The 22,115-nt window shown below is 59.0% G+C and carries 21 protein-coding genes; 15 read left to right on the forward strand and 6 right to left on the reverse strand.

Annotated features, from left to right (window positions below; genetic code table 11):
- Positions 1–160: 160 nt before the first annotated feature.
- The 5 genes from BLW62_RS17160 (at position 161) to BLW62_RS17175 (ending at position 3,493) form a co-directional block, all read left to right on the forward strand.
- Complete coding sequence (locus BLW62_RS17160; RefSeq protein ID WP_090508255.1) at positions 161–2,251, forward strand: bacterio-opsin activator domain-containing protein; 2,091 nt, start codon at positions 161–163, stop codon at positions 2,249–2,251.
- A 93-nt stretch (positions 2,252–2,344) separates the two neighbouring features.
- Positions 2,345–2,644, forward strand: coding sequence for a DdfA family disk-determining factor (locus BLW62_RS17165; protein ID WP_090508256.1), 300 nt, complete (start codon positions 2,345–2,347; stop codon positions 2,642–2,644).
- 25 nt (positions 2,645–2,669) lie between these two features.
- Positions 2,670–2,837 carry a DUF7576 family protein gene (locus BLW62_RS19300; RefSeq protein WP_449289559.1) on the forward strand — a complete coding sequence of 56 codons (168 nt, stop codon included), beginning with the start codon at positions 2,670–2,672 and terminating at the stop codon, positions 2,835–2,837.
- Between the two features lie 9 nt (positions 2,838–2,846).
- The gene (locus BLW62_RS17170) at positions 2,847–3,038 is read left to right on the forward strand and encodes a hypothetical protein (RefSeq protein ID WP_090508257.1); all 192 of its coding nucleotides are present in this window, start codon (positions 2,847–2,849) and stop codon (positions 3,036–3,038) included.
- Positions 3,039–3,187: 149 nt separating this feature from the next.
- A complete protein-coding gene (locus BLW62_RS17175; protein WP_139305426.1) occupies positions 3,188–3,493 on the forward strand; it encodes a DUF952 domain-containing protein in 306 nt (101 codons plus the stop codon).
- A 40-nt stretch (positions 3,494–3,533) separates the two neighbouring features.
- On the opposite strand, the gene BLW62_RS17180 is transcribed toward BLW62_RS17175, so the two are convergent.
- Positions 3,534–5,189 carry an amidase family protein gene (locus BLW62_RS17180; protein ID WP_090508259.1) on the reverse strand — a complete coding sequence of 552 codons (1,656 nt, stop codon included), beginning with the start codon at positions 5,187–5,189 and terminating at the stop codon, positions 3,534–3,536.
- A gap of 503 nt (positions 5,190–5,692) precedes the next feature.
- On the opposite strand from BLW62_RS17180, the gene BLW62_RS17185 reads away from it, so the two are divergent.
- A complete protein-coding gene (locus tag BLW62_RS17185) occupies positions 5,693–6,781 on the forward strand; it encodes a tyrosine-type recombinase/integrase (protein WP_175459791.1) in 1,089 nt (362 codons plus the stop codon).
- Between the two features lie 24 nt (positions 6,782–6,805).
- Here BLW62_RS17185 and BLW62_RS17190 read toward each other — a convergent pair whose 3' ends face one another.
- Entirely contained in the window at positions 6,806–7,081 is a 276-nt protein-coding gene (locus BLW62_RS17190; protein ID WP_090508260.1) for a hypothetical protein, read from the reverse strand.
- A gap of 84 nt (positions 7,082–7,165) precedes the next feature.
- A complete protein-coding gene (locus BLW62_RS18855) occupies positions 7,166–7,327 on the reverse strand; it encodes a hypothetical protein (RefSeq protein WP_175459792.1) in 162 nt (53 codons plus the stop codon).
- A gap of 96 nt (positions 7,328–7,423) precedes the next feature.
- Here BLW62_RS18855 and BLW62_RS17195 point away from each other — a divergent pair, with 96 nt between their 5' ends.
- The 4 genes from BLW62_RS17195 (at position 7,424) to BLW62_RS17215 (ending at position 9,730) form a co-directional block, all read left to right on the forward strand.
- Positions 7,424–8,137 carry an alpha/beta hydrolase family protein gene (locus tag BLW62_RS17195; protein ID WP_090508261.1) on the forward strand — a complete coding sequence of 238 codons (714 nt, stop codon included), beginning with the start codon at positions 7,424–7,426 and terminating at the stop codon, positions 8,135–8,137.
- Positions 8,138–8,314: 177 nt separating this feature from the next.
- Positions 8,315–8,662: an ArsR/SmtB family transcription factor gene (locus BLW62_RS17200; RefSeq protein WP_090508262.1), complete on the forward strand. Its 348-nt coding sequence runs from the start codon at positions 8,315–8,317 to the stop codon at positions 8,660–8,662.
- Positions 8,659–8,970 carry a DUF7521 family protein gene (locus BLW62_RS17205; protein ID WP_090508263.1) on the forward strand — a complete coding sequence of 104 codons (312 nt, stop codon included), beginning with the start codon at positions 8,659–8,661 and terminating at the stop codon, positions 8,968–8,970. Before BLW62_RS17200 ends, BLW62_RS17205 begins: the two co-directional genes overlap by 4 nt.
- Positions 8,971–9,340: 370 nt before the next feature.
- Positions 9,341–9,730, forward strand: coding sequence for a universal stress protein (locus tag BLW62_RS17215; protein ID WP_090508265.1), 390 nt, complete (start codon positions 9,341–9,343; stop codon positions 9,728–9,730).
- Positions 9,731–10,025: 295 nt separating this feature from the next.
- Here the strand turns inward: BLW62_RS17215 and BLW62_RS17220 are convergent, their stop codons facing one another.
- Together BLW62_RS17220 and BLW62_RS17225 are read right to left on the reverse strand one after the other, a co-directional pair.
- Positions 10,026–12,041 carry a hypothetical protein gene (locus tag BLW62_RS17220; RefSeq protein ID WP_090508266.1) on the reverse strand — a complete coding sequence of 672 codons (2,016 nt, stop codon included), beginning with the start codon at positions 12,039–12,041 and terminating at the stop codon, positions 10,026–10,028.
- Between the two features lie 78 nt (positions 12,042–12,119).
- On the reverse strand, positions 12,120–12,521 hold the full coding sequence (locus tag BLW62_RS17225; protein WP_090508267.1) for a universal stress protein: 402 nt from the start codon (positions 12,519–12,521) through the stop codon (positions 12,120–12,122).
- A 221-nt stretch (positions 12,522–12,742) separates the two neighbouring features.
- On the opposite strand from BLW62_RS17225, the gene BLW62_RS17230 reads away from it, so the two are divergent.
- The 3 genes from BLW62_RS17230 to BLW62_RS17240 all read left to right on the forward strand — a co-directional run bounded on the left by BLW62_RS17230 (position 12,743) and on the right by BLW62_RS17240 (position 19,964).
- A complete protein-coding gene (locus BLW62_RS17230; RefSeq protein WP_090508268.1) occupies positions 12,743–13,873 on the forward strand; it encodes a DegT/DnrJ/EryC1/StrS family aminotransferase in 1,131 nt (376 codons plus the stop codon).
- A gap of 224 nt (positions 13,874–14,097) precedes the next feature.
- Complete coding sequence (locus BLW62_RS17235) at positions 14,098–15,561, forward strand: NAD-dependent epimerase/dehydratase family protein (protein WP_090508269.1); 1,464 nt, start codon at positions 14,098–14,100, stop codon at positions 15,559–15,561.
- A 113-nt stretch (positions 15,562–15,674) separates the two neighbouring features.
- Complete coding sequence (locus BLW62_RS17240; protein WP_090508270.1) at positions 15,675–19,964, forward strand: Eco57I restriction-modification methylase domain-containing protein; 4,290 nt, start codon at positions 15,675–15,677, stop codon at positions 19,962–19,964.
- A gap of 80 nt (positions 19,965–20,044) precedes the next feature.
- Here the strand turns inward: BLW62_RS17240 and BLW62_RS17245 are convergent, their stop codons facing one another.
- Positions 20,045–21,040 (reverse strand): arsenic resistance protein, encoded by a 996-nt coding sequence (locus BLW62_RS17245; RefSeq protein WP_090508271.1) that lies wholly within the window; start codon positions 21,038–21,040, stop codon positions 20,045–20,047.
- A 405-nt stretch (positions 21,041–21,445) separates the two neighbouring features.
- Between BLW62_RS17245 and BLW62_RS17250 the strand changes: the two genes are divergently transcribed.
- Both BLW62_RS17250 and BLW62_RS17255 read left to right on the forward strand, forming a co-directional pair.
- Entirely contained in the window at positions 21,446–21,691 is a 246-nt protein-coding gene (locus BLW62_RS17250) for a hypothetical protein (protein WP_090508272.1), read from the forward strand.
- Positions 21,688–22,071, forward strand: a complete 384-nt coding sequence (locus BLW62_RS17255) for a PIN domain-containing protein (protein WP_090508273.1) — start codon at positions 21,688–21,690, stop codon at positions 22,069–22,071. The genes BLW62_RS17250 and BLW62_RS17255 overlap by 4 nt, the downstream gene beginning before the upstream one ends.
- Positions 22,072–22,115 lie beyond the last annotated feature (44 nt).

Here is a 22,115-nt window from a genome sequence, read left to right on the forward strand (position 1 = left end):
CGCTACTCCTCCACAACCCTAAATCTGTGTTTCGATCTCGAGCCTGCGGAAAGAAACGTGTAACTCACGGTAGGATACGCGAAACGGTTCGACGACTGGACTGTCATGGGTCTGTCACTGTCGGTAAAGGCCCAAGGCGACCGTCGTCGAATCTCGGTCCATGATGGACCGATCGTTCGACCCGAATACACATTTCGAGGCGGTAGCCAACTGCGCTCGAGATGCAATTATTATTCTATCTGCAGACAGCACGATTCAATACGCAAATCCCGCCGTCGAATCGATTTTCGGGTACGAACCGGAGAACGTGATCGGTGAGTCCATCTCGGTACTGTTGTCCGAGGACGATGCCGAAACGTTGCTCGAGCGGTTCGACCAGTATCTCACGACCGGAGACCGATCGACGGACTGGGGTGATATTCGCCTGCAAGGAGTGTGTCGAAGTGGAGAGACGATTCCGTTGAGCATCTCGCTGAGTGACTTCACTCGAGACGAAACAACGTACTTCAGCGGCATCTTTCGCGACGTCTCCGAGCAACAACGACGCGAGATTCGACTCACCGAATTGAACCGCCTCGCACAGGATCTTACCAATGCGGAGTCGTTCCAAGACATCTGTCAACGAACTGTCGACGCAGCACAAGCGATATTCGATCACCCGATCGCCTCGATCGAACTGTACGACGCCGACGATGGGCAACTCGTTCCGTGCGCGTGGACGTCCGATGTCGACGGACTGTCCGACGAAGAGCAGCTATTTGCCTCCGAACGGTCGGTGCCGTGGAACGCGTTCGTTACCCAGGAGCGAACCCTAATCCCCGACCTGGAGTCGGAACCGGACGTCGAGCGCGACGAGACGCCCCTTCGGAGTGTATACGTTCAACCGCTCGGCTCGTACGGCGTGTTTGTCGCCGGTGCAACTGAGACGAATGCGTTCGACGAGTCGACCGTCGACAGCGCGAACATCCTGGTTGGAAACGCGTATTCGTCGCTCGAGCGAGTCGACAGAGAGGAATCGCTGCGTGAACAACGAGACCAACTTGCAGACAAAACGGCCTCGATCGATCGCGTTCGACGGATCAACACCGTCATTCGAGATCTGACGAAAGCGCTTACGCAGGCGAGCAGTCGGAAGGAAATTCTCTCTGAAGTCTGCACCCGACTCGCAGCGTCTGAACCGTACCAGTTCGCGTGGTTCGGTTCTGTGGATCAGACGGACGCTGAGATCGTCTCCCAGGCGACGAGCGGCGGGGAAAATGGGTTTCTCGACGAGTTCGAAGGTACTGACAACGACGGATTCGATCACGGACTGATCGACCGAGTCGTCGACACCCGTTCACCACAGGTCCAGAACTCGATCTATCAGGATCCGCCGTTCGAACCGTGGCGACAGGCGGCAATCGAACGCGGCTACCGAGCAACGATCGGCGTTCCGGTCGTCCATCAGGATACCTTCTACGGTGTGATCAACCTGTACGCCGCGGAAGAGGACGTCTTCGAACAGATGGAAGTCACCGTACTGAAGGAACTCGGCGAGACGATCGGATACGCACTCAACGCCGACGAGCGAAAACAGGCGTTCACGAGCGACCGATCGGTCGAATTGGCCTTCGAAGTAACCAACTTCGGCGAGTCACTGCTCGGGCTGGGTCTCGATTCGGACGGCTCGTTCGAACTCGAGAACCTCGTCGAGCGCCGCGACGGGACAGTGACAATGTTCTTTACGGCCGACGAACCGGAGCCAGACGATATCCTCGAGTGGCTGTCGAACCAGCCACAGGTCCTCGATTCGCGACTGGTTACCGATCGAACTGACGACCGTCTGTTTGAGTCACGCCTCGAGCGGTCGACGATCTGGGCACAACTCCTCCAACGCGGCAGTATCGTGTGCGAGGCACAGGCGTCCGGCGACTCGGCTCGACTGGTGATCCGAATCCCACGAAGCGCCGATCCGCGCTCTTACGATGCGTTGCTCGAAGAGTGGTTCGACGATGTCGAACTCGTTGCACGCCGAGAGTTCGACGAACCGGTGATGGCACCAGAGGAGTTCGAGGCGGAGCTTCACGATCGGTTGACCGAACGTCAAGAGGAGGTCCTCGAGACGGCGTACTACGCTGGATACTTCGAGTGGCCTCGGGAGACGGACTCGAAAGAGTTGGCAGAGACGCTCGGAATCGCCCAGCCGACGATGAGTCGACACCTTCGCTCGAGCGAGCAGAAGTTCCTCTCGATGCTCTACGATGACACGTAGGCCCCGGTGCTAGAATGATAGCAACGCGTTCGACAGGGGGATAGCCTGATACTCGTAATACCTACCCGGCGGGGGCCGCTTTAGGCTAGTGTAATGACTTCCTCCAATCTCACGCTACCAGACTCCGCGCCAGTAAGCCAGCGCGTCGTGTCCGCAGTTGCAGACGCGACAGACACGGATCCCTGTGAACTCGAGCCGATCTTCAACGCGATCAATCCGGAGAGCCTGGATTCCCTCTTCGAACCGACGAACGGTGGGGCGTCTCGATCCAGCGGGACGATAGCGTTCGAATACGCGGGCTGTGACGTTACGGTCTCCGCCGATGGCGCTATCGACGTCTCGGTCCGAACGCCACGAACGACGCCCCAGGCCGAGTCGATCAGCACGGACTAATCAGATCGAGAGACGACATTCACTCATGAGTCTCGATCAACGATCCACGTCCGATTCGCGGTGTCACTACTGCGGAGACGAAATTGAGACGGACGAGTGGCACCCTGCAGTGATCGACAAAGACCGTGATCCGAAATTGTTCACTTTCTGTGAACAGTCCTGTAAAGAACAGTGGCAGTCGAACCACGAGTAATCGATCCGAATGAAATACTGTCTTCACTGCGACTGGCAAACCCAACCCGGCATCGCGCGATTCGACCAATCCAAATCCGCCGTCGAACACTTCGTCGAAACCGGCCACGCGATCGAAACGGTCGAAGCGGTATCGGTCGGAGAGACCACGGCCGCTTCAGACGCTGGAACTGACGGATCAGACGGGCTCACGTCCGGTTAGTTCCTTGACGCGCCGCGTACGTTGTGTCTCTCGTTAGCAGGAACGCGATTCTAACGATGATTCTCAGAATATAATAATAATGACATATATGTCCAAACTACTTTCATCGTAGAATATAGATTTATTTGATATGGTGCTCACATGGCCGTATGAACGTTGAACACGCAACAGAACAGGTTCGGGATGCGCTTCAACGGTTTGGCATGAATCCGGACGAGATACGGTATGCCGAGTCGCGAAATCTCTTTTATGTACGTATCGGCGTCAACGGGACCGCGGAGCGGTACTTTGCCGATGTGGGCGAATTGGGCGGTTCGGATGCGGTCAGTGCGGTCGTAGACCCGACTCGCCTCCAATCGGCAGTGCGACAGATCGATGGGACGGAGGTATCTGACGGCCGTATTCATATCGACGGGTCGACGCGCGAGGCCCACTTTCAGATCCGTATCGAGTAATCGCTCTACTGGGACGGGTGTGGGTACGGGCTGTGTTCTGTTATTTCGCGTGTTTTACTGGCGGAAAATCGGTCGGTGGTCGTCGATGCTGTGTGTGCTGTTCGTAGGAGTACGCGAGTTCGAAGAGCTTCGGTTCGGCGAACGATCGCCCGAGGAGTTCGAGACCGACGGGCAACCCGTCGGGGGTGAAACCCGCTGGGAGCGCGATCGCAGGAAACCCGGTGTGCGCGGCTAATTCACACGGTAGCTCCTCGAACGGTTGGTTCTCAGACATCGGAACTGGCGGCACCGTCGATGGTGGATAGAGTAGCGCATCGAGGTCGTGTTCGGCCATTTGCTGTAGCGTGTACTCTCTGATCACCTTCCGCTTTTGTAGCCGTTGGAGGTAGTCAACGTTCTCATCTAACCCCTCTGCATTGATGTCGAGTGCACCCTGGTCTAGGATTCGCTCTTTCACTTCGGGGGCAACCTCGCTCGAGTCGACGACCGCTTCGAGCGAACTGTACGGTGCCGCATCTCCTAACTCCGCTAGATATCGATCGAAATCCCGTTTGAACTCATGTTCGGTAACGCGGGCGTCGGCTACAAATTCCGTCTCGATCATGTCGACCGGATCCACGATTTCAGCTCCTGCCGCTTTCATCTCGTCAATTTCTCGATCTATAATTTCGGTAATGGTGTCGGCCGCCGCTTTCGGCACGCTCTCGACTTCTTGTCGGCCGAAAAACGCTCGAACGACGCCGATTCGGGCACCCTCGAGCCCGTCCGGATCGAGGTGAGAAACGTAACCCGATTCGGGAACGTGTTCGACACCCGTTGCCGTGACCGGATCCCCCGGATCGTACCCCACCATGACGTCCATCATCCGTGCTGAATCCGCGACCGTTCGAGTGATCGGCCCGGCGGTGTCTTGAGTTTCGCTCAGCGGAACGATACCTGTTCGACTAATCAACCCGACGGTCGGTCGAAGGCCGACCAGATTGTTGAATGCTGGCGGCGATCGGTTCGACGAACACGTGTCCGAGCCTGTGCCGATCGCTCCGAGATTTGCAGCGATTGCCGCTGCAGTCCCTCCACTCGAACCCGACGGTCGGCGATCGGATGAGTACGCATTTCGCGTTTCACCGCCCATTGAGCTGAGCGTATCGACTCCGTAGGAGAATTCGTGCAGATTCGCCTTCGCGAGGATGATCCCGCCGGCATCGCGAAGGGCTTTGACAAGAAACGCGTCTCGGGGCGGAACCGAGTCCGCCAACGCCTTCGAACCCGCCGTCGTCGGCATATCGTGCGTGTCCTGATTATCCTTGAGAATAATTGGAACCCCGTGAAGCGGACCGGCGAAACCACCCGATTCAAACTGCCGATCTAACTCTCGGGCGCGTTCTCGAGCGTCAGCGTTGACCGTGATAATCGACCGTAACACGTGGTCGTATGCGTCTATTCGTTTCAAATACTGACCGACGAGTGATACAGCCGTCACTTCTCCCGATTTCATCGCACTGTGAATGTCACCGATTGTCGCCTCACGCAACTCGAACGACGAGTCGTCGTTCCCTGCAACCGCTGCCTGTGAACTGACGATGGAAGCGACACCTAACGCGCCGAGGCCTTTGAGGAGCGGACGGCGGTCGAGCGATCGAACAGTGTTCTCGACTGTCCTCGGACAGTACTCGTACTGATTGTTATCGACTGGCATACGAACATCACTTTTCTAACTGTGTGTAAGAGTATTACTTAACCGACGCTGAGTATTATCAACTCGACAGTCTAATCATTGCAAGTACGAACGAGCGTATATTACAGGCGGTATCAGCGAGTACGAACTTTTGAAGTCCGTCAAAAGGCGCTTTGAAGATATTCCCGATCAGACTGCTTTTTCCGTTCGTCGTCGCTGGATTGAGCGAGAAACCTTTGAGCGGAGCGATGCCATCTACGCAGGCGACTCGTTCAACGGTGAGTAAACTGCTCGGCCTCGACTCGTCCTCTGAGCCATCACGGCCCGTTTCACGGCGACCAGTATACTTCCCGAACGACGATATTTCATATAGCAGTATAGGATTCATTAATCAGGGTCTCCTTTTCTCAATGGCTCTCGAGGCGAAAACCGGCGGAATCAGAGATAACCACATTCACTTTGCTAAATGCCAGTTTGACCAAGTAGATTTACCTGGGTCGGCGCCCTCCCCCACAGCAAAGATCATGCCAGGCGAAAACCCCAGGGGTACGACCGTCCACGAGGCCGTTGAGCGCTACCTCGAGAAAAAACTCGAGTCGGGCGGCAGTCGATCGACGATGAAACCCGTCCTCGAGTCGTTCGCCACGTTCTGCACTCGAGAGGATGTCGAATACGTCGGCGACCTGAACTCGAATGACTGTCGAGAGTTCGGACTCGAACTTCGCGAGCACTATATCGACGGTGAGATTGCCGGCTCGACCGCCAACACGTACTTCGCGTACGTGAGAGCGTTTCTCTCGTTTTGCGTCCGCGACGAACAACTGGACACAAACCCCGCAGCGACCGAGAGTGCCGAGGAGTTCCTTCCTGAAGACAGGCCGTCCCGAGAGACGCAGTTCTGGGAGCCCACACAACGCGAGCGACTCCTCGAGTACGCCGACGAACGTGTCCGCATGGCTCGCGAGGAGACCATCGATGTAACGGTCGAGCGCGCCTATCGCGACCGAACGATCGTCGTCCTCCTCGCCGAACTCGGGCTTCGCGGGGCCGAAATGTTCCGCGACACGACCGACGACGAACGGGAGGGGTTGCGATGGGCCGACGTCGATCTCGAACGCGGCCGTCTCGAGGTTCTGGGCAAGTCCCGCGACCGCGAACCCGTCGGACTCACGAAAGCCGCTCGCAACGCCCTCGAGCGCCTCGAGCGCGTACAGGACCCGCCGATCGACGACTGGCCACTGTTTCCGACCGGACACGCTGCGAGCAAGTACGCCGCCGTCGAGGAGGCGACCGGCGAGCGTCCCGAGTCCGGCAGCGACATCGACGCAATCTGTCGCGAAGCGGGGGTCTCACCCCCGTCGATCACCAAAGAAGCGGGTCGCCAGATCCTCAAACAACTCACGAACGAGGCAGGCATCGAACTCGAGGGCGACGCCGACTATCTCCAACCCCATGGGGCTCGGCGAGCACTCGGTGCCGAACTCTACGAAAAAGGCCACTCGGAACTGGCACAGAAAGCGCTGCGACACGCGTCCATCGAGACGACTCACGAGGCGTACAGCGACATTCAGGCCGAAGATGTCGCAAAGACCATGGATAACATTCGCGAGTGAGTAGCGAGTAGCGCTGTAGCCGCCTCACTCGACACCGTTTTCGTCGTCTGAGTCGTCTGAGTCGTCTGAGTCGTCTGGGTGGCCACCGGTCGGCTCTTCAGCCTCGCTCGAGCCGCCTGCACCACCGCCGTCTTCGTCGTCGACTTCGTCGGGGTGTTCGGCCTGATCGTTCTCCTGGTCGTCTTCCTGATTCGGTTCCTCTTCACCCTCGTTGTCACTGCACCCGGCGAGTGCCGTCGTCGTTCCGACTGCCGCGATTCCGGTGAACTCGAGCAGTTGCCGTCGATTGTACTGGGTCACGGTATCGACCCGTAGATGAGACGACCGAAAACCACTCGTGCTTGCAGGAGTGCGGACGGTGGGGTGCTTGAAGCCCAGCGGTGCCTACGAGGGGTGTTGATGGCGAATTCGTTCGGCTGTCATTCCGGGAACTGGCGTTCCACACTCCCGGCACTTCCACGTCGGGGAGACGCCGGCGGATTCCTTCTCGAGGTCCTGGTTGAACTGGAGGAGCGCCCCACAGGTACATCGATGGGTCGTCGCCATACTGGGATACTGTACTCCCCTCACGGTAAACGCTGTGCTGGCTACCGAGTGGATAGCGGGGCAACGACTACGGTGGTACCGACGAACAGTGAGACAATGTCCGAGACGACGCACCGAATTCCCGTCGCGAACGACGAATCGGTCGCCGCCGTCCACCACGAAACGACCGGAACCGACTGGATCGTTTTCTGTCACGGCTTTCTGAGCGACAAATCTGGGAGCTACGAACAGCGATGTCGCTACGCCCTCGAGCACGGGTACAACGCCGTTAGATTCGACTTTCGCGGCTGTGGCGAGTCGGACGGAACGTTTCTCGAGCAAACGCTCAGTTCGAAACTCGCGGATCTTCGGGCGGTCGTCGACTACTTCGATATTCCGTCGTACGTCTGCTTTGGCTCGAGTTTCGGCGGCAAAGTCGCGTTCCACGCGGCAATTGACGACGAACGAATCGAGGCACTCGTGACGCGAGCGCCCGTAACGGCCAACGAGGCGTTCGACAGCTACCGATCGTCGGTCGAGCGCGGCGGCGTCCTCGAGTTCGAAACGGGTGATCGAATCGACGGTCGGTTCTTCGACGACCTCGAGCGACACCGATTCGGTGCTGTCGTGGACGGCCTCTCGGTCCCCGTCGCGATTTTCCACGGGAGAGCGGACGACTCGGTCGGTATCGAACACAGTATCGACGCAGTATGTCGTCTCGAGACGGACGTGCTGCTCGACGCGTTCGCTGGCGAAGGTCATCGATTTACTCGAGCGGGGGAGCGACGGCTTCGACAACGGATGATCGACTGGCTCGATACCCTTGCGTGAGTCGTGGGCGGTAAACCATATGACGATATACAAACTCGAAATTTCGCTGCTGTTGAGACGGTGGGGGCTATCGTAGCGCTGTGCCGGCGAACGGATACTTTGACTGTCGAATGCGTGTTCTCTCGTTCAGAAAAATCGGACTGTTTTTCATATTGTTGCCAGAACGATCAGCTACCAGTGAGTGAGGATACCGATCTTTCGACAGTACTCGCGGTGCTCGACGACGAGTACGCACGTAAAATCCTCACCCATACGAGCATCGAACCCATGTCTGCCAGTACCCTGAGTGAGCGGTGTGATGCATCCCTGCCGACGATCTATCGCCGACTCGACCGCCTCGAGGAGTGCCAACTCGTCTCCGAGGAAACCGAACTCGCACCCGATGGTAATCACTACAGCGTCTACAGTGCGAACCTCGAGCACCTCGAACTCACCCTCGAAGACGGCTCGTTCGAACTCGAGATCACGTATCGCGAAGAGGACGTTGCCGACAAATTCACCCGGATGTGGGAGGGGATGCGATGAGCCAGGACGTCGTTCGAGTCGACGAAGCACCCCTGTTCGAACTGCTGACTATCGCCAGTCTCTTTCTCGTCGCACTTCTCGGGACGATCATCGCGTATCAGGCCTACCGAGGCTACCGTCGAAACGGGACGCCGTCGATGCTCTATCTCGCTACTGGGTTACTGTTGTTGACGCTCTTTCCGTTCGTAATCAACGTCGTCGTGACGACGCTCACGAGCCCGGGACAGGTCGTGACGGTGTTTCTCGAGAACGTGAGCCGATTGTGCGGGCTCGTCGCGATCATGTACTCGCTGTACGGTCGTCACTGAGTCGAGTGTTGTCACTGCGGTCGGTGGATCAGTTGGCTACGACGTTGAAGAGACAGCGCACACCTCGAGCCGAAGCGAAAGTGGGGACCGCGCTGAGGCAGGGTGAGTCGAACCGAGATGGGGCGGGGACCCAACTGGCTATCGACTCGAACCCAAGTCAGCGATGTGGCGATGTCTGGATGACATGCGTGATGAAACAACACCAGCTAGCGACGGTGCATTTCATCACCTATGACTTTCTCCCGTTCACTAATAGTTTCACGAGTGGATTTTCCGAGTTGGAAAATCCGCTCGGAAACTGGGACGAGCCTGGCCGTGATATCCTTGCCCAAGAAGACAGCTATTCGGCGGCCGAACGAGTGGCTCTGGCATGCACTATTTGATCGTGACGATGGGTGTTCACGAAATGGCAGCGTGCTGTGATTACCTCGCCGAACGAGCGACGTCCGACGATACCGTTACAGTCGTTGGTCTCGCTCCCGGTGAAGAGACACACGCAACACGAGACGCACAGGAGGCACTGAACGTCGCAGCCGTTAGACTCCCAGCAGTCGGTGACGTACAGACGACCCTGTTAACGGATGTTGACGACCCTGCCTCGTCGCTTCTCGAGACGGTAGCGACGGCCGACGCAAACGAACTGCTCCTCTCTCCGAACGACGACCAGTCAGCAGGTCTCGCGACTACTGGTTCGGTCGTCCAGCGACTGCTCGAGCGATCACCGGTCCCCGTCGTCGTCGTTCCCCGAACCGATCTGTAACCGTTGTGCCACAACCATCGATTTTTGCTGTGTTCGGCGGTACGGTGTGCAAATCTGATCGCGTCGGCGACGTCGCGACGAACCGCGTTGTTTGTCGTTTTGAACTGTCGGTCTGTAGGCGGTCATGGATTTTCCGTCGACAGCATGACGAATGCGCAAGCGAGCGCCGACAACTCACGAAGATCAGTTACCGTCACCGGCTTGTGATCGTCTCGCGCGGTGCCGAGAAATCGCTGGACTGGGCTCGAGAACGCTAACTACAATCACGACGGCAGTTATCTCGGGCGTTGGGCCGTTAGACGTCCGGGAACGCCGATCCGATCACGTTGCCGTCGTAGCGCAGCGAGACCGACGGCGTCATCTGTTCTGTTTCGACGTTTTCCATCAGCGTGACACGCTCGCCTTCCTCGAACGTCTCGTCGACTTCCTCCTCGAGGTCGATTTCGGTCGTCTCGCCGTCCGCGAAGACGTCGATCTCGAGTGACGAAACGGGGAGTGATGGGCCGTCTTCGTACTCGAGAACGAGGGAATCGCCGTCGATTTCGGCGAGGATATCGACGTTCGGTACCGCAGAGCTGCCACCGATACGGAAGTCTTCGTCCCAGAAAACACCGATCTGCGCACCGGTTTCCACGTCGTCCAATGTGAGCGTCGATCCGTCGGAGACCGTGTCACCGTCGTCGCTCCACTGGGTCGATGCGGGTTCGTCGTCGATCCGAAGTTCGTAGTCGTCCGCTGGCTCGGATTCGTCGTCTTCGAACGTCAGTTCGACGGTGAGCCTGTTCGCCTCGTACTCGTACTCGATCAGAGGCACGCCCGGCGGCTGGACCGTTCGTTGGGCGAGGGAGTTCTCGATCGTTGGTTCTTCCCAGCCGACGACGACGGTCTGGCCGGGTTCGATCGAGTCGAGTGTGACCTCGGCACCCTCCTCGAGCGTGTCTCCCTCCCACGGCGTTTCGGACGTAACCGGGTCGTCTTCGCTGTCGAAGTTGAGTTCGTCGTCGTACACGCCGACGACGAGTTTGTCCCCGTCGAGTGCGTACTCGTCCTCGTAGCGAATCGTCATCGTTTCAGCATCCGCGTCGTACTGGAGGTCGAAGATGAAGTTGTTGAAGATCGTCGTCCCAAACGAGGATCCAAAGCCGTCGCCTTCGTGAGAGACCGTTACGGAAAGATTCGGCTCGAGGACGTCCATTTCGAAGCGAATCGTGTCGTCCTCGCCGACCTCGGTTTGACCGTCTGCCCAGATTTCGTCGTCGTACTCCTCGTCCTCGAGTTCGATCGTCAGTTCATCGACGGGTGTTGGATCGCCGCTCGTGAACCGAACGTGGACGTACTCGTCGTCGGGATCGAACGATTCGACCTGTAGTCCGCTCGGACTGTCGTGATCTTCGGCCTGCCGTTGTGCCTCGAGGTCGGTCGTCCAGGAGAGCGTCACGACGTTGTCGTCCGTTTCGATCGTCGGCTCGTCTCCGAGATGTGCCGGTTCCTGTGCCAGTTCGTCTTCGAAAGCGGAAACGATCTCGTCGGTGACCAACGATTCGGACGCTAATCCGTACACGTACGTGTGCTCGAGCGTGTCGGCATCGACGACGGTCGTCGCAAACGCTACGTAGTCGATGTCGTCGCCATCGAGGTCGAATTCTGGCACCTCGTCGTCTACGTCCGTGATGGCCGTTCTCGTGTCGGCATCGGAAATGTAGTCGAGACCCTCGCTCAGTGCAGGCTCTTCGTCGAGTAGCGTCGGTTCGTCGTCACCGACGGTCTCGAGTGCAGCGTCGATGGTCGACTCCGACTCGGCAAAGAGGGCAACGTCGTCGACGACGGCGACGGCGTCGTCGCTGTCGCCGTGCGTGGCGTACTCGTAAGAGACTCCGCTATCGTGGTCTTTCGACTCGAGGGAGACGTCCGTCTCGAGGTCGAGCGTATCGAGATCACCGTCCTCGAGGGAGATGACGGTAAGCGGAACCGAAAAGTCGTCTGCGTCTTCGACGACGATGCCACTCGAGACGGCCTCGGCGTCGCCGCCCCACTCTTGTAGCGCGGCGGTTCCGAGGCCGAACGCGAGGCCGTATCCGTCCGGCGTGTCTGCCGTCTCGAGTCGGTCGATGTCTGCGGCCGTGAGTGTTATTTCGGTGTCGAAGGCGTCCGGTACGTATTCGAACAACGTCTCGACGTCGACGTCGACATCGTCGTCAGAGCCGCCATCTGAGGGGGCTGAATCGTCAGTCAGCGAGAGGCAGCCAGCGGTCGTCGCCGCGACTGCCGCTCCGATCCCACCGAGTAGCGCTCTGCGGGGACAATCGTCCATACCATCGTATGGTCCGATTCGATATAAGTATATTTTGATGACATTCTGGGTCAGTTATTTATCTCGCTATTATTTTCCCTAGCCAACGATGAGGACCGGCACGGATGCATCCGGCGCGACTTGTTTCGTGAGACTCGGTCGGCGAAGTCGCTCGAGGCCGCGGTGTCGACCCATGACGAGGAGGTCGACTTCGTGCTCCGACGCGTACTCGAGGATCGACCGCGCACGAAGGCCGTGTGTGACCGTCGTTCGAACGTCGTCGAGGCCGTTGTCCGCGGCGAGAGTTGCAACGTGATCGACGGCGTCCGTGCCGATCGTCTCGAGGTCCTCGAAGTCGATTCCTGGCGCGATTTCGGCGGAGTTGATGACGTAGAGCACGTGGAGCGTTGCGTCGTGGACGGCTGCCAACTCGAGTGCCTCCTCGATCGCTCGGTCGGTGTTTGGCCGCCCGTCGGTAGGGAGCAAAATCGCGTCGTACATACGCGACGGTTACGGTAACGGGGGACAAAATGCCTGAGGAACGTCCCGCGATGTGAGACTGTGGCGCTGTTGTGTCATTCACGGAGTGCGATGTGATCGGTTCGATCGGCTATCGGACGAGTGCGCACCCGAAAACATGTAGAACGGCCGAGTAGAAGGGGGTGATTTCGCTGTGGGTAGTAGACGGCTACTTAATCCATAGTTTCGTGAACGATCGGTCGATGAGCGACGAGATTCCGTTGTTCGAAATTCCGTGGGACGAGACCGATATCTCGAATGCGGTTGACTCGATCTCGAGAGGTGCGTACTGGGCAAACGGACCGTACATCGACGCGTTCGAACGTGGACTCGAGGAGTACCTCGGCGTCGAGCACGCAGTGACGGTCAACTCGGGGACGACTGCGTTGGTCGCCGCGTTGAAGGCGTACGGAATCGGCGAGGGCGACGAAGTGATCGTCCCGTCGTTTACGTTCATCGCGACGGCGAATGCGGTCCGTCTCGTCGGGGCGACGCCGGTGTTTGCCGATATCGACCGACGGACGTACGGACTCGATCCCGAGCACGTCGAGACGCAGGTAACGGACGACACGGCGGCGCTCTTACCGATCCATCCCTTCGGTGCAGCCTGCGACGTCGATCCGTTGGCGGACATTGCAGCGGAGCTCGAGGTGCCGCTGATCGAGGACGCTGCCGAGGCGTTCGGTGGCGACTATCGCGGACGAACGCTGGGAACGATCGGCGACGCAGGGGTGTTTAGCTTCTGTCAGAACAAGGTCCTGCCCACGGGTGAAGGCGGCGCGGTCGTCACCGACGACGACGCCGTCGCACGACGACTCGAGCAGTTTCGGTCGCACGGTCGGTCGTCGTCGGATTACTTCGACTCGGCCAGCAGCGGCGAGTACACGGCCCTCGGGACGAATATTCGTATGTCCGATCTCGTTGCGAGTATCGGCTGTTCCCAACTCGAGCGAGTCGAGACGCACATCTCGAATCGTCGTGCCGTCGCGGCGCAACTCTCCGAACAGCTACGTGCGCTCGAGGGCGTCGAGCCACACACTGCCGGCGGATACGGTCGGCACGTCTATCAGCTATACACGGTGACACTCGAGCCGGAAATCGACCGAAAATCCATTATCGACGCCCTAGACCGTCGGGGAATCGCATCGAAGGTGTACTGGGATCCCGGCGTCCACCTCACCGAAGCCTACCGCGAGGAATACGGGTACGAGGCGGGAACGCTCCCGATAACGGAGGAGATTACGAGCCGAGTACTCTCGCTTCCGATGCACCCGGATCTGGAATCCCACGAGATCGATCGCATCGTCGAGGGTGTCGCAGCCGGCCTCGAGTAAGCGTCTAACGAAAACCGAGTAGACACTGTCATCTGATTGATTTTCACCATCGTCAGTATGTGTACCCCGTGTTTACCGCTGTCTCGAGCGTGTTCGGTCAGTGACCTCCCTCGAGTCGCCCAATCGATTCATAACAAAGGGGTGTCCGCCGGTTTGAGTGGGTAAGCCGCCCGTCGTCGGCTTCGCGGTCGACGATACGGGGCAGTTGGAGCCGATTTGTAATCATGAAATGGCCAGTCACAGCCGATTCGCGTCTATCGATCCGTGAGGCGATCGGACGGATCGAACGATCTGAATCAGGGGGTATCGTACTCGTCGACGACGAACACCGACTCGTCGGGACCGCGACAGCGACCCGACTGAGACGGCAGTTGTTCGAGGGCGTTTCGCCAGACGCCGAGCTGTCTACCGTCGTGGATACGTCGCCGGTCGTCGTCGAGTCGGACGGAACGACACGCCCGTACGGAGACACCGATAACACCGACGAACGTGCGTATCAGACCCGACCGACTGTCGCTCCCGTCATCGACGACGACGAGCGAGTGGTCGACGTCACGATCGTTGGCGAGGCGAAGAATCGATCACAGCCGGTCGAACACGAATCCAACGGGGTCGAAACGGTACTCGTCGTCGGTGGCGCGGGCTACCTCGGCTCGGTTCTGTGCCGACAACTTCTCGCGGACGGATTCCACGTCCGGATCCTCGATCCGATGATGTACGGCGACGCTGGCATCGTCGATCTCGTCGACTCCGAACGGTGTTCGGTCGTTCGAGACGACGCACGATCGGTCGAGACGGTACTCTCGGCGATCGACGGCGTCGACGCCGTCGTGCATCTCGGCGGAATCGTCGGCGATCCGGCCTCAGAAATTTCGCCGAAGAAGACCCTCGAGTACAATCTCCACTCGACGCAACTGCTCGCGTCGCTGTGTAAGTACCACGGCATCGATCGATTCGTCTTCGCGTCGACGTGTAGCGTCTACGGACGTGCCAGCGCTGCCACGGGACGGTTGTCCGAGGAGTCAGCGCTGAACCCCGTCTCGTTGTACGCGCGCCTGAAGATCCAATCCGAACGTGTGCTCCGCGACCTCGCCGACGAGAACTTTTCGCCGACGATCCTCCGAATGGCGACGGTCTACGGACAGTCGCCGCGGATGCGATTCGACCTCGTCGGTAACATTCTGCCAGCAAAGGCCTACACCACGGAGACGATACCCGTCTTCGGCGGCGAGCAGTATCGCCCGAATGTCCACGTCGAAGACGCCGCTCGAGCGTACGTGACGTGCCTGAACGCTCCGCTCGACGCCGTCGCCGACACGGTGTACAACGTCGGCTCGAACCAGCAAAATTACCGTATCGACGAACTCGCGACCATCGTGGCCGACTGTTTCCCCGACGCGTCGATCGAGTACCACGACAACCACACCGACGAGCGAAGTTACCGCGTCGAATTCGAGAAGATTCGGACCGAACTCGGCTTCGAGCCCGAGCGCTCGATTCGCGATCACTGTCTCGAGTTACGACGATCGTTCGAGGCTGGTGCCTACGACGAGTACACGAGCACCCGGTACAGCAACTACGAAACGCTCGCTCGAGCGCCGAGCTACGAGGAGACGGCGGCCGTCCTCGAACTCCCGTCGTCCGGACCCAACCGACCGGCGGAAGAGCTCCCGTCGAACGAGATCTGAGCGAAAGAGAGTACGAGAAAAACGAGTACGAAAGCGCGCGGGAACGGGGAGGAGACGAGAAAGACTATGTGGGTCCGTTGGCTTCATCGTGACAGTTCACTCTCCTGCGTAATATGCAGCCAACACGTCCCTATCGAACGAATCGCGATCTGTTTTCGAATCACTACCTCGACGAACAACTCCCCAAAACCGACGCGTGGCGTGACGTCGACGACGACGAGTTGCAAGCCGCGTTCGACGCCGTCTCCGACCTGTGGGAACGCGAGCGAGCGACGGCCCCGAAACGCAACGAATCGCAACTCGAGGAGACGTTCATCCGGCCGATCTTTCGACTGCTGGGGATTCCATTCGAGGTCGAAGCGAAGACGGATCGGACCCGGAGACGCCCTGACTACGCGTTCTTCGACACCGAAGAAACCGCTCGAGACGCGTACGATCGACGAGCGGAAGGGGGAGATTTCTACGCGAACGCGCTCGCAGTCGCAGACGCCAAACGCTGGGGTCGGCCACTCGACACCCGCGGCAGCGGCGACCACCGGCGGGATTTCGAGAATCCGAGCTACCAGATCCACGTCTACTTACAGGAGACGCCGGCCGAGTGGGCCGTCCTCACCGACGGAAAGACGTGGCGACTCTACTACGGGCCGACGAGCCACCGACTCGACTCCTACTACGAGATCGACCTCCCGACGCTCCTCGAGTGCGGCGATCTTTCGGACTTCAAGTACTTCTACCTCTTCTTCCGCCACGAGGCATTCCGTGCGGACGGCCGCGGCGACCGGTTTCTCGACGACGTCTACGCAGAATCGAGCGTCTTCGCGCAGGAACTCGGTGCGGACCTCCAGGACAACATCTACGAGGCGATTACGGTCCTCGCAGCGGGCTACCTCGAGTATCCCGAAAACGACGTCGGCGAGGCGGACCTCGAACTCGTCCACGACAGCTCGCTCATCTATCTGTATCGCCTGATATTCGTCCTCTACGCGGAGAGCGACGGCCGCGACCTACTCGATACGTCCAACGAGATTTACGAACGATCGTACAGCCTCCACTCGCTCAAACAGACCGTGGCCGCCGAACTCGACGGGGCGACGAACACGTATCACAGCTGGCAAAACACGCTCGAGTCGCGGCTAGCTGACCTGTTCGCGCTCGTCGATCGGGGTAGCGAATCGCAGGGAATTCCCCCCGGAGAGCTCTCCGTGCCGGCGTACAACGGTGGCCTGTTTCGCACCGATCCGGACGAGACCGATAGTCCGGAAGCCCGATTCCTCGCGGCGAACTCCATCGGCGATGAGCACCTCGCGACCGTCATCGATCTGCTCACGCGAAGCGAGGCAACCGAGGGCGACGGGAAGACCTTCGTCGACTACTCCTCGCTCGACGTTCGCCATCTCGGCAGCATCTACGAGGGGTTGCTCGAGTACCAACTCTCGATTGCCGACGAACCGATGGCCCTCGAGGACGGCGAGTACGTCGTCGCCGAGGCGGACGCCCCAGCCGAGGAAATCGCCGTCGCTGCGGGCGAGGTGTACCTCTCGACCGACAGCGGCGAGCGCAAATCGACGGGATCGTACTACACCCCTGAACCGGTCGTCGAGTACATCGTCGAGGAGACACTCGAGCCCCTCGTCGCGGAGATTCGTCGGGACCTCGTCGGCCAGAGCCCGCACGGAGGCAATCGAGGCTTTGCCGACGAGTTCGCCGAACGGGTGTTCGAACTGAACGTCCTCGATCCCGCAATGGGCAGCGGGCACTTCCTGACGAACGCCGTCGACTATCTCGCTCGAGAGATCGTCGACGCCCAGGAGCGCCAGGCGGGCCAGGACGGCCTCGAGACGGTCGACGACGACCACGACATCAACTGGGCGCGCCGGCAGGTCGCCCAGCGGTGTATCTACGGCGTCGATCTCAACCCGCTCGCCGTCGAGTTGGCGAAGGTGTCGCTGTGGCTCCGAACGCTCGCTGCGGAGCAGCCACTGGCGTTTCTCGACCACCACCTGAAGGCCGGGAACTCACTGGTCGGAAGCGACATCGAGTCGATCGAGGGACTGGAGTCAGCGGGCCCGGGCGATGGTCAAAACGCCACGTTAGCCGACTTCGGCATCGCACGAAAGGGGACGATCGAACAGTTACTCCACATCTATCAGGACTTCATCGCCATCGAGAACCGAGACCTCGCCGACGTCAAGCAGATGGAAGCCAAGTACGACGAGTTCGAGCGGAACAAACTTCGCCAGCGACTCGAAGCGATGGCACACGTCCAGACGGCGGCCGACGTTGGCCTGTCGGTCCCGGACGGAGCGTACGAGCGGATGGCCAGGGCGCTCGAGGACGACTCCCGCTGGGCCGACCTGGAGGGAACGGAGTGGTTCCGGACAGCACAGGAGTGGGCCGCTCGCGACCGGTACTTCCACTGGCGACTCGAGTACCCCGAAGTCTTCTACACCGACTCGGGAGCCGAACGCGAGTCCGGCGGATTCGACGCCGTCATCGGCAATCCGCCGTGGGTCAGGAGCATCACACTCAAGCGGGCCGATGTCGACCTTTGGAACTATTACGGAACGCAGTACGAGGCCGCCTCGAGCGGGGAGTTCGACAGCTATCTCTGTTTTATCGAACACGGACTCGAGTTACTCGCCGACGACGGCGAGTTCGGGTACATCGTCCCGAACAAGTGGCTCACGTCTCAGGCGGGCGAATCCCTCCGATCGTACATCGGCGAGCGAGGCGGCCTCGAGCAACTCGTCGACTTCGGCTCCTACCAGTTGTTCGACGGCATCACGACCTACTCCTGCGTGCTTTTGGCGAACGGCGACGAGACGCAAGGTGTCGATATCTGGCAGTTAGTGGCGCCCGCATCCGAAGGGGAGACGCCACTCCCCGACGACGACAGTGAGTGGCAAAACGGCACGGTCGACCACGAAACGCTCGACGGTAATCCGTGGTCGTTCGACATCGGCCCCGTCGGTGCACTCTTCGATCGACTATCCGAGAATCCGACGCTCGACGATATCGCGAGCGTTTTCAAAGGAATCGGCACGAACGCTGATCCGGTGTACCTGCTCGAGCGAACCGAGGAGGGCTACTACTCGAGCGAACTCGAGCGAGCCGTCGCTATCGAAGAGGAACTGCTCGAACCAGCGCTCAAGGGGTCGGATATCGATCGGTACGCATTCGATCGGGATCGCGTACTGCTGTTCCCATACGAGACGACCGAGGCGGGCGTCGAACTGTACTCGAAGGAGACGCTCGAGACGGAGTTCCCCGAGGCCTGGTCGTATCTGCGTGAGGTGCGAGAGACGCTCGAGGACAGGGAGAGTGGCCGGTACCGCGACACGCCGGAGTGGTATCAGTTCGGTCGGCCACAGAATATGCGTCGGGCCCGGGAAGCCAAAGTCGTCGTCCCCGACGTGGTCGACGAGGGGACGGCAGCGATCGATACGGACGGCCGCGCGATTCTGGACACCGTCTACGGCATTCAATCCGAGGCGTACGACAGGCGGTTTCTCACCGCGTTGCTCAACTCGGATCTGTTGAGCGCGTTCTTGGCTCACGCCGGCACCGACCTTCGTGGCGGGTATGTCCGGATGAAAACCGCCTACCTCAACCCGTTTCCCGTGCCATCACTCGAGTTCGACGGGGCCATCGACTCGCTTTCGGCCGACCGTCTCACCGATCTCGAGGCGTACGCGACAGGAGAAACCGAGTCGTTGCCCCTCGAACGAGCACGGCCGCGAGACCTGTACGAAGTCGTCTGTGGCGCGGTTGACCGTCGCCAACAGTACACGGCGCAATTTCGCGAACTGAACCTGCGCCTGCGCGACTATCTCGGTCGGTACGACGACGGGAACGCGCTCGAGGAACTGCCCGAGTACCAGCCGCCGGCCGGCATCGCCGACTCGATCCTTTCCGAAACGACGGCGACCCGAGACGGGCTTCGATTCGGCTCCGTCGATATCGAGGAAGACGAGTCGACGCTGACCATTTACCTGAGCGCGAGGTACAAACCTGACGACGACGCGGCGTTCGACACCGACCGCTGGGGGTACACGGAAACAGCGCTCGAGCCGGCGATTACGTTCGTCGGCCTCGACGACGTGACCCGGGTGCTGGTCCGAGAGTTCGTCCCAGTGGCGCTCGAGGAAGCCGGCGGATTCGCCAACGTCCGAGAAACGGCGACGAAGACGAACTCGCTGATCGACCGACTGAACGCGCTCACCCTCCCCGCTGTCGGGGACGTCGAAACCGGCCTCGAGCAGTTCCGGCAGACGAAGTCGGCCGCCGAAACACTCGAGTACCAAATCGAGCGAATCGATCACGGTATCGAAGACAGTTTGTACGACCTGTACGGCCTTACGAACGAGGAAATCGCGGCGCTCGAGCAGGCCATCGGTGAGTGACGGTCACTACACGCAGAATACCATTCCACTATCTGATAGTTTGCGCTCTCCGATCAGTGGGTACGGATAGTGATCACGCGTCATCCTCTGCTACACAAGACAGCGGGATCGAACGGCCACCACTCCCGATTTTTGATCCCGATGTGAATTTGGGCGATAATTCCTAAGAGTGGGAGCTCTAACAGCGGCCCGATGACCAGTGCCAGTGGAATGAGTGGTTCGTGTGGAAACGCGACAACCGCAATCGCAAGCGCTGTCGGGGAGTTTCGTGAGAGGATGGTGTTGTTGAAGCAGACCATTTCTTCGTAGGAGAACGACAACAAGCGACCCACGCCGAAACCGATCCCGAGGGTAATTGCATAGAAGGCGATCACGGGAACAGCAAGCAGTGCGAGCAGTCCGGGGTTTGCAAGGATAACTTCGCCCTGTGAGGCGAACATCGCCCCGATAGCGAGGCTCAAGAAGACGATCTGGATCGGACTGAGTTTTGGAAGAAACCGTTGTGTGAACCACTGTTGTCCCTTTGTCCGAACCAATCCAATACGGGCAGTCCCACCGAAGACGAGTGGCACGACGAGGACGAGTAAGACGCTCTCTAGTAAGATATCCAACGGCAACGCAATCAGTTCTCCTGCGAATGCGTACAGGTAGATCGGAAGCAAAATCAGTTGGAGGACGAGATTATACGGGAGAACGGAGGTCGCTAGTGGAACGTCCCCATCGGCGATATCGGTGAAGATGAGATACCAGTCCGTACATGGCGTGACCATCAACATGATGAGACCAACCCACAGTGCCGGATGGTCGCGAAGGAAAAGGGCCCCCAAACCAACGGCTAACAATGGACTCCAGATGAAGTTAATCAGGAGGCTCGACCCGACGACACGCCGGTTTCTGAACGCCGACCGGAGTCGTGAAAGTGGAATCCCAGTGAACGCTGCAAACAGCATCACCATCAAAAACGGCAGAATCAGTTGATCTGCGACGGTAGGGACACCAGTCACTTGTCCGAGCACCAATCCACCAACGATGGCGACCAGAACAAACACCGACTGGTATTTTTCGACGTACTTCATCTGATCAGAGATATCGTCTCTTGTGGCTTATGGGCTGTGTCTCCCGGAAAATCCGCTCTTCGGTAAATAACTGTAGCCACGTGAAGACGAAGATGGATACACAGTGACAACGCCTGTGTTCGCGTGCGTTGGAAACGCTGGCGTCGGTGGTCGGTCACGGTTCATATCTTCAATACCAACCAACTGCTCAATAACCGGACGGTTCGGCGACAGCGGTGTTCTCAGCAATGTTGATTGCGGATCGCGCGATACACGCGCTCAAAATTCATGCCACCTATTCTCACGCTGCTCGGCCTTGTTCAAATAGACAATATCCAATGTGCGAACAGATAAAACACCAATAGCTATACCATTGGTTCTCTTATAGTGGTAAGATTCTTTTTCTATGGCACCATAGCCACAACTATGTCAGCAGAAACGGACGGGCAGGGGAGGTTGTACATCCCCAAAGATGTGCGAGAAAAATACGGGGAGAAGTACCACATCGTCACGTACGAGGATAGAATTGAACTCGTTCCGGTCGCGGACGACCCACTCGCTGCAGTCCGCGAAGCGGCAGGCGAGTTACGTGACGCGTCCGTCAACGATGTTCGAGCCGACATCGAAGCAGAAGCGAAAGCTGAGGCCCGCAAGAAAGGGGACGATAGATGACGGTTTACGTCGAAACCGACTTTTTACTCGCGCTCGCCAAAGACTCAGACTGGTTGCAGCAATCAGCAGAAGAAGCCCTCAACGAGTACGACGTAGAAACGTCGGCCTTCTCCTATCTCGAACTCCTTCTCGCCCGCGAACGGTACGAGTTCGAGTACGTACCACTCGTGGCAAATCTACTCGAACTCGTCCCTGTCCGAAACGAGGAAGAGCGACAAATCGTTCTGAAGGCCGTCAACTACTACGACGAGGGAATGACGTCGTTCGATGCGTTCCACGCCGCAACTGCAGAAACACGGACGTTGAACGTGCTCTCATCGGAGAAAGACTACGAAGACATTGAGGTGGAGCGAGTCCCGCTCGAACCTGCTGATGAATGACGTAGCAGTATCTTCGTCGCGGGCTACCGATTCTCACATTGCTC

Source organism: Natronorubrum sediminis, from assembly GCF_900108095.1.
Taxonomy (GTDB): domain Archaea; phylum Halobacteriota; class Halobacteria; order Halobacteriales; family Natrialbaceae; genus Natronorubrum; species Natronorubrum sediminis.

Coding starts and splice junctions, on each gene's coding strand:
- BLW62_RS17215 (WP_090508265.1), top strand. CDS start 9,341: ATGCACTATTTGATCGTGACGATGGGTGTTCACGAAATGGCAGCGTGC.
- BLW62_RS17245 (WP_090508271.1), bottom strand. CDS start 21,040: ATGAAGTACGTCGAAAAATACCAGTCGGTGTTTGTTCTGGTCGCCATC.
- BLW62_RS17185 (WP_175459791.1), top strand. CDS start 5,693: ATGCCAGGCGAAAACCCCAGGGGTACGACCGTCCACGAGGCCGTTGAG.
- BLW62_RS17160 (WP_090508255.1), top strand. CDS start 161: ATGATGGACCGATCGTTCGACCCGAATACACATTTCGAGGCGGTAGCC.
- BLW62_RS17230 (WP_090508268.1), top strand. CDS start 12,743: ATGAGCGACGAGATTCCGTTGTTCGAAATTCCGTGGGACGAGACCGAT.
- BLW62_RS17170 (WP_090508257.1), top strand. CDS start 2,847: ATGAAATACTGTCTTCACTGCGACTGGCAAACCCAACCCGGCATCGCG.
- BLW62_RS19300 (WP_449289559.1), top strand. CDS start 2,670: ATGAGTCTCGATCAACGATCCACGTCCGATTCGCGGTGTCACTACTGC.
- BLW62_RS17235 (WP_090508269.1), top strand. CDS start 14,098: ATGAAATGGCCAGTCACAGCCGATTCGCGTCTATCGATCCGTGAGGCG.
- BLW62_RS17180 (WP_090508259.1), bottom strand. CDS start 5,189: ATGCCAGTCGATAACAATCAGTACGAGTACTGTCCGAGGACAGTCGAG.
- BLW62_RS17250 (WP_090508272.1), top strand. CDS start 21,446: ATGTCAGCAGAAACGGACGGGCAGGGGAGGTTGTACATCCCCAAAGAT.
- BLW62_RS17195 (WP_090508261.1), top strand. CDS start 7,424: ATGTCCGAGACGACGCACCGAATTCCCGTCGCGAACGACGAATCGGTC.
- BLW62_RS17240 (WP_090508270.1), top strand. CDS start 15,675: ATGCAGCCAACACGTCCCTATCGAACGAATCGCGATCTGTTTTCGAAT.
- BLW62_RS17225 (WP_090508267.1), bottom strand. CDS start 12,521: ATGTACGACGCGATTTTGCTCCCTACCGACGGGCGGCCAAACACCGAC.
- BLW62_RS17205 (WP_090508263.1), top strand. CDS start 8,659: ATGAGCCAGGACGTCGTTCGAGTCGACGAAGCACCCCTGTTCGAACTG.
- BLW62_RS17165 (WP_090508256.1), top strand. CDS start 2,345: ATGACTTCCTCCAATCTCACGCTACCAGACTCCGCGCCAGTAAGCCAG.
- BLW62_RS17220 (WP_090508266.1), bottom strand. CDS start 12,041: ATGGACGATTGTCCCCGCAGAGCGCTACTCGGTGGGATCGGAGCGGCA.
- BLW62_RS18855 (WP_175459792.1), bottom strand. CDS start 7,327: ATGGCGACGACCCATCGATGTACCTGTGGGGCGCTCCTCCAGTTCAAC.
- BLW62_RS17255 (WP_090508273.1), top strand. CDS start 21,688: ATGACGGTTTACGTCGAAACCGACTTTTTACTCGCGCTCGCCAAAGAC.
- BLW62_RS17175 (WP_139305426.1), top strand. CDS start 3,188: ATGAACGTTGAACACGCAACAGAACAGGTTCGGGATGCGCTTCAACGG.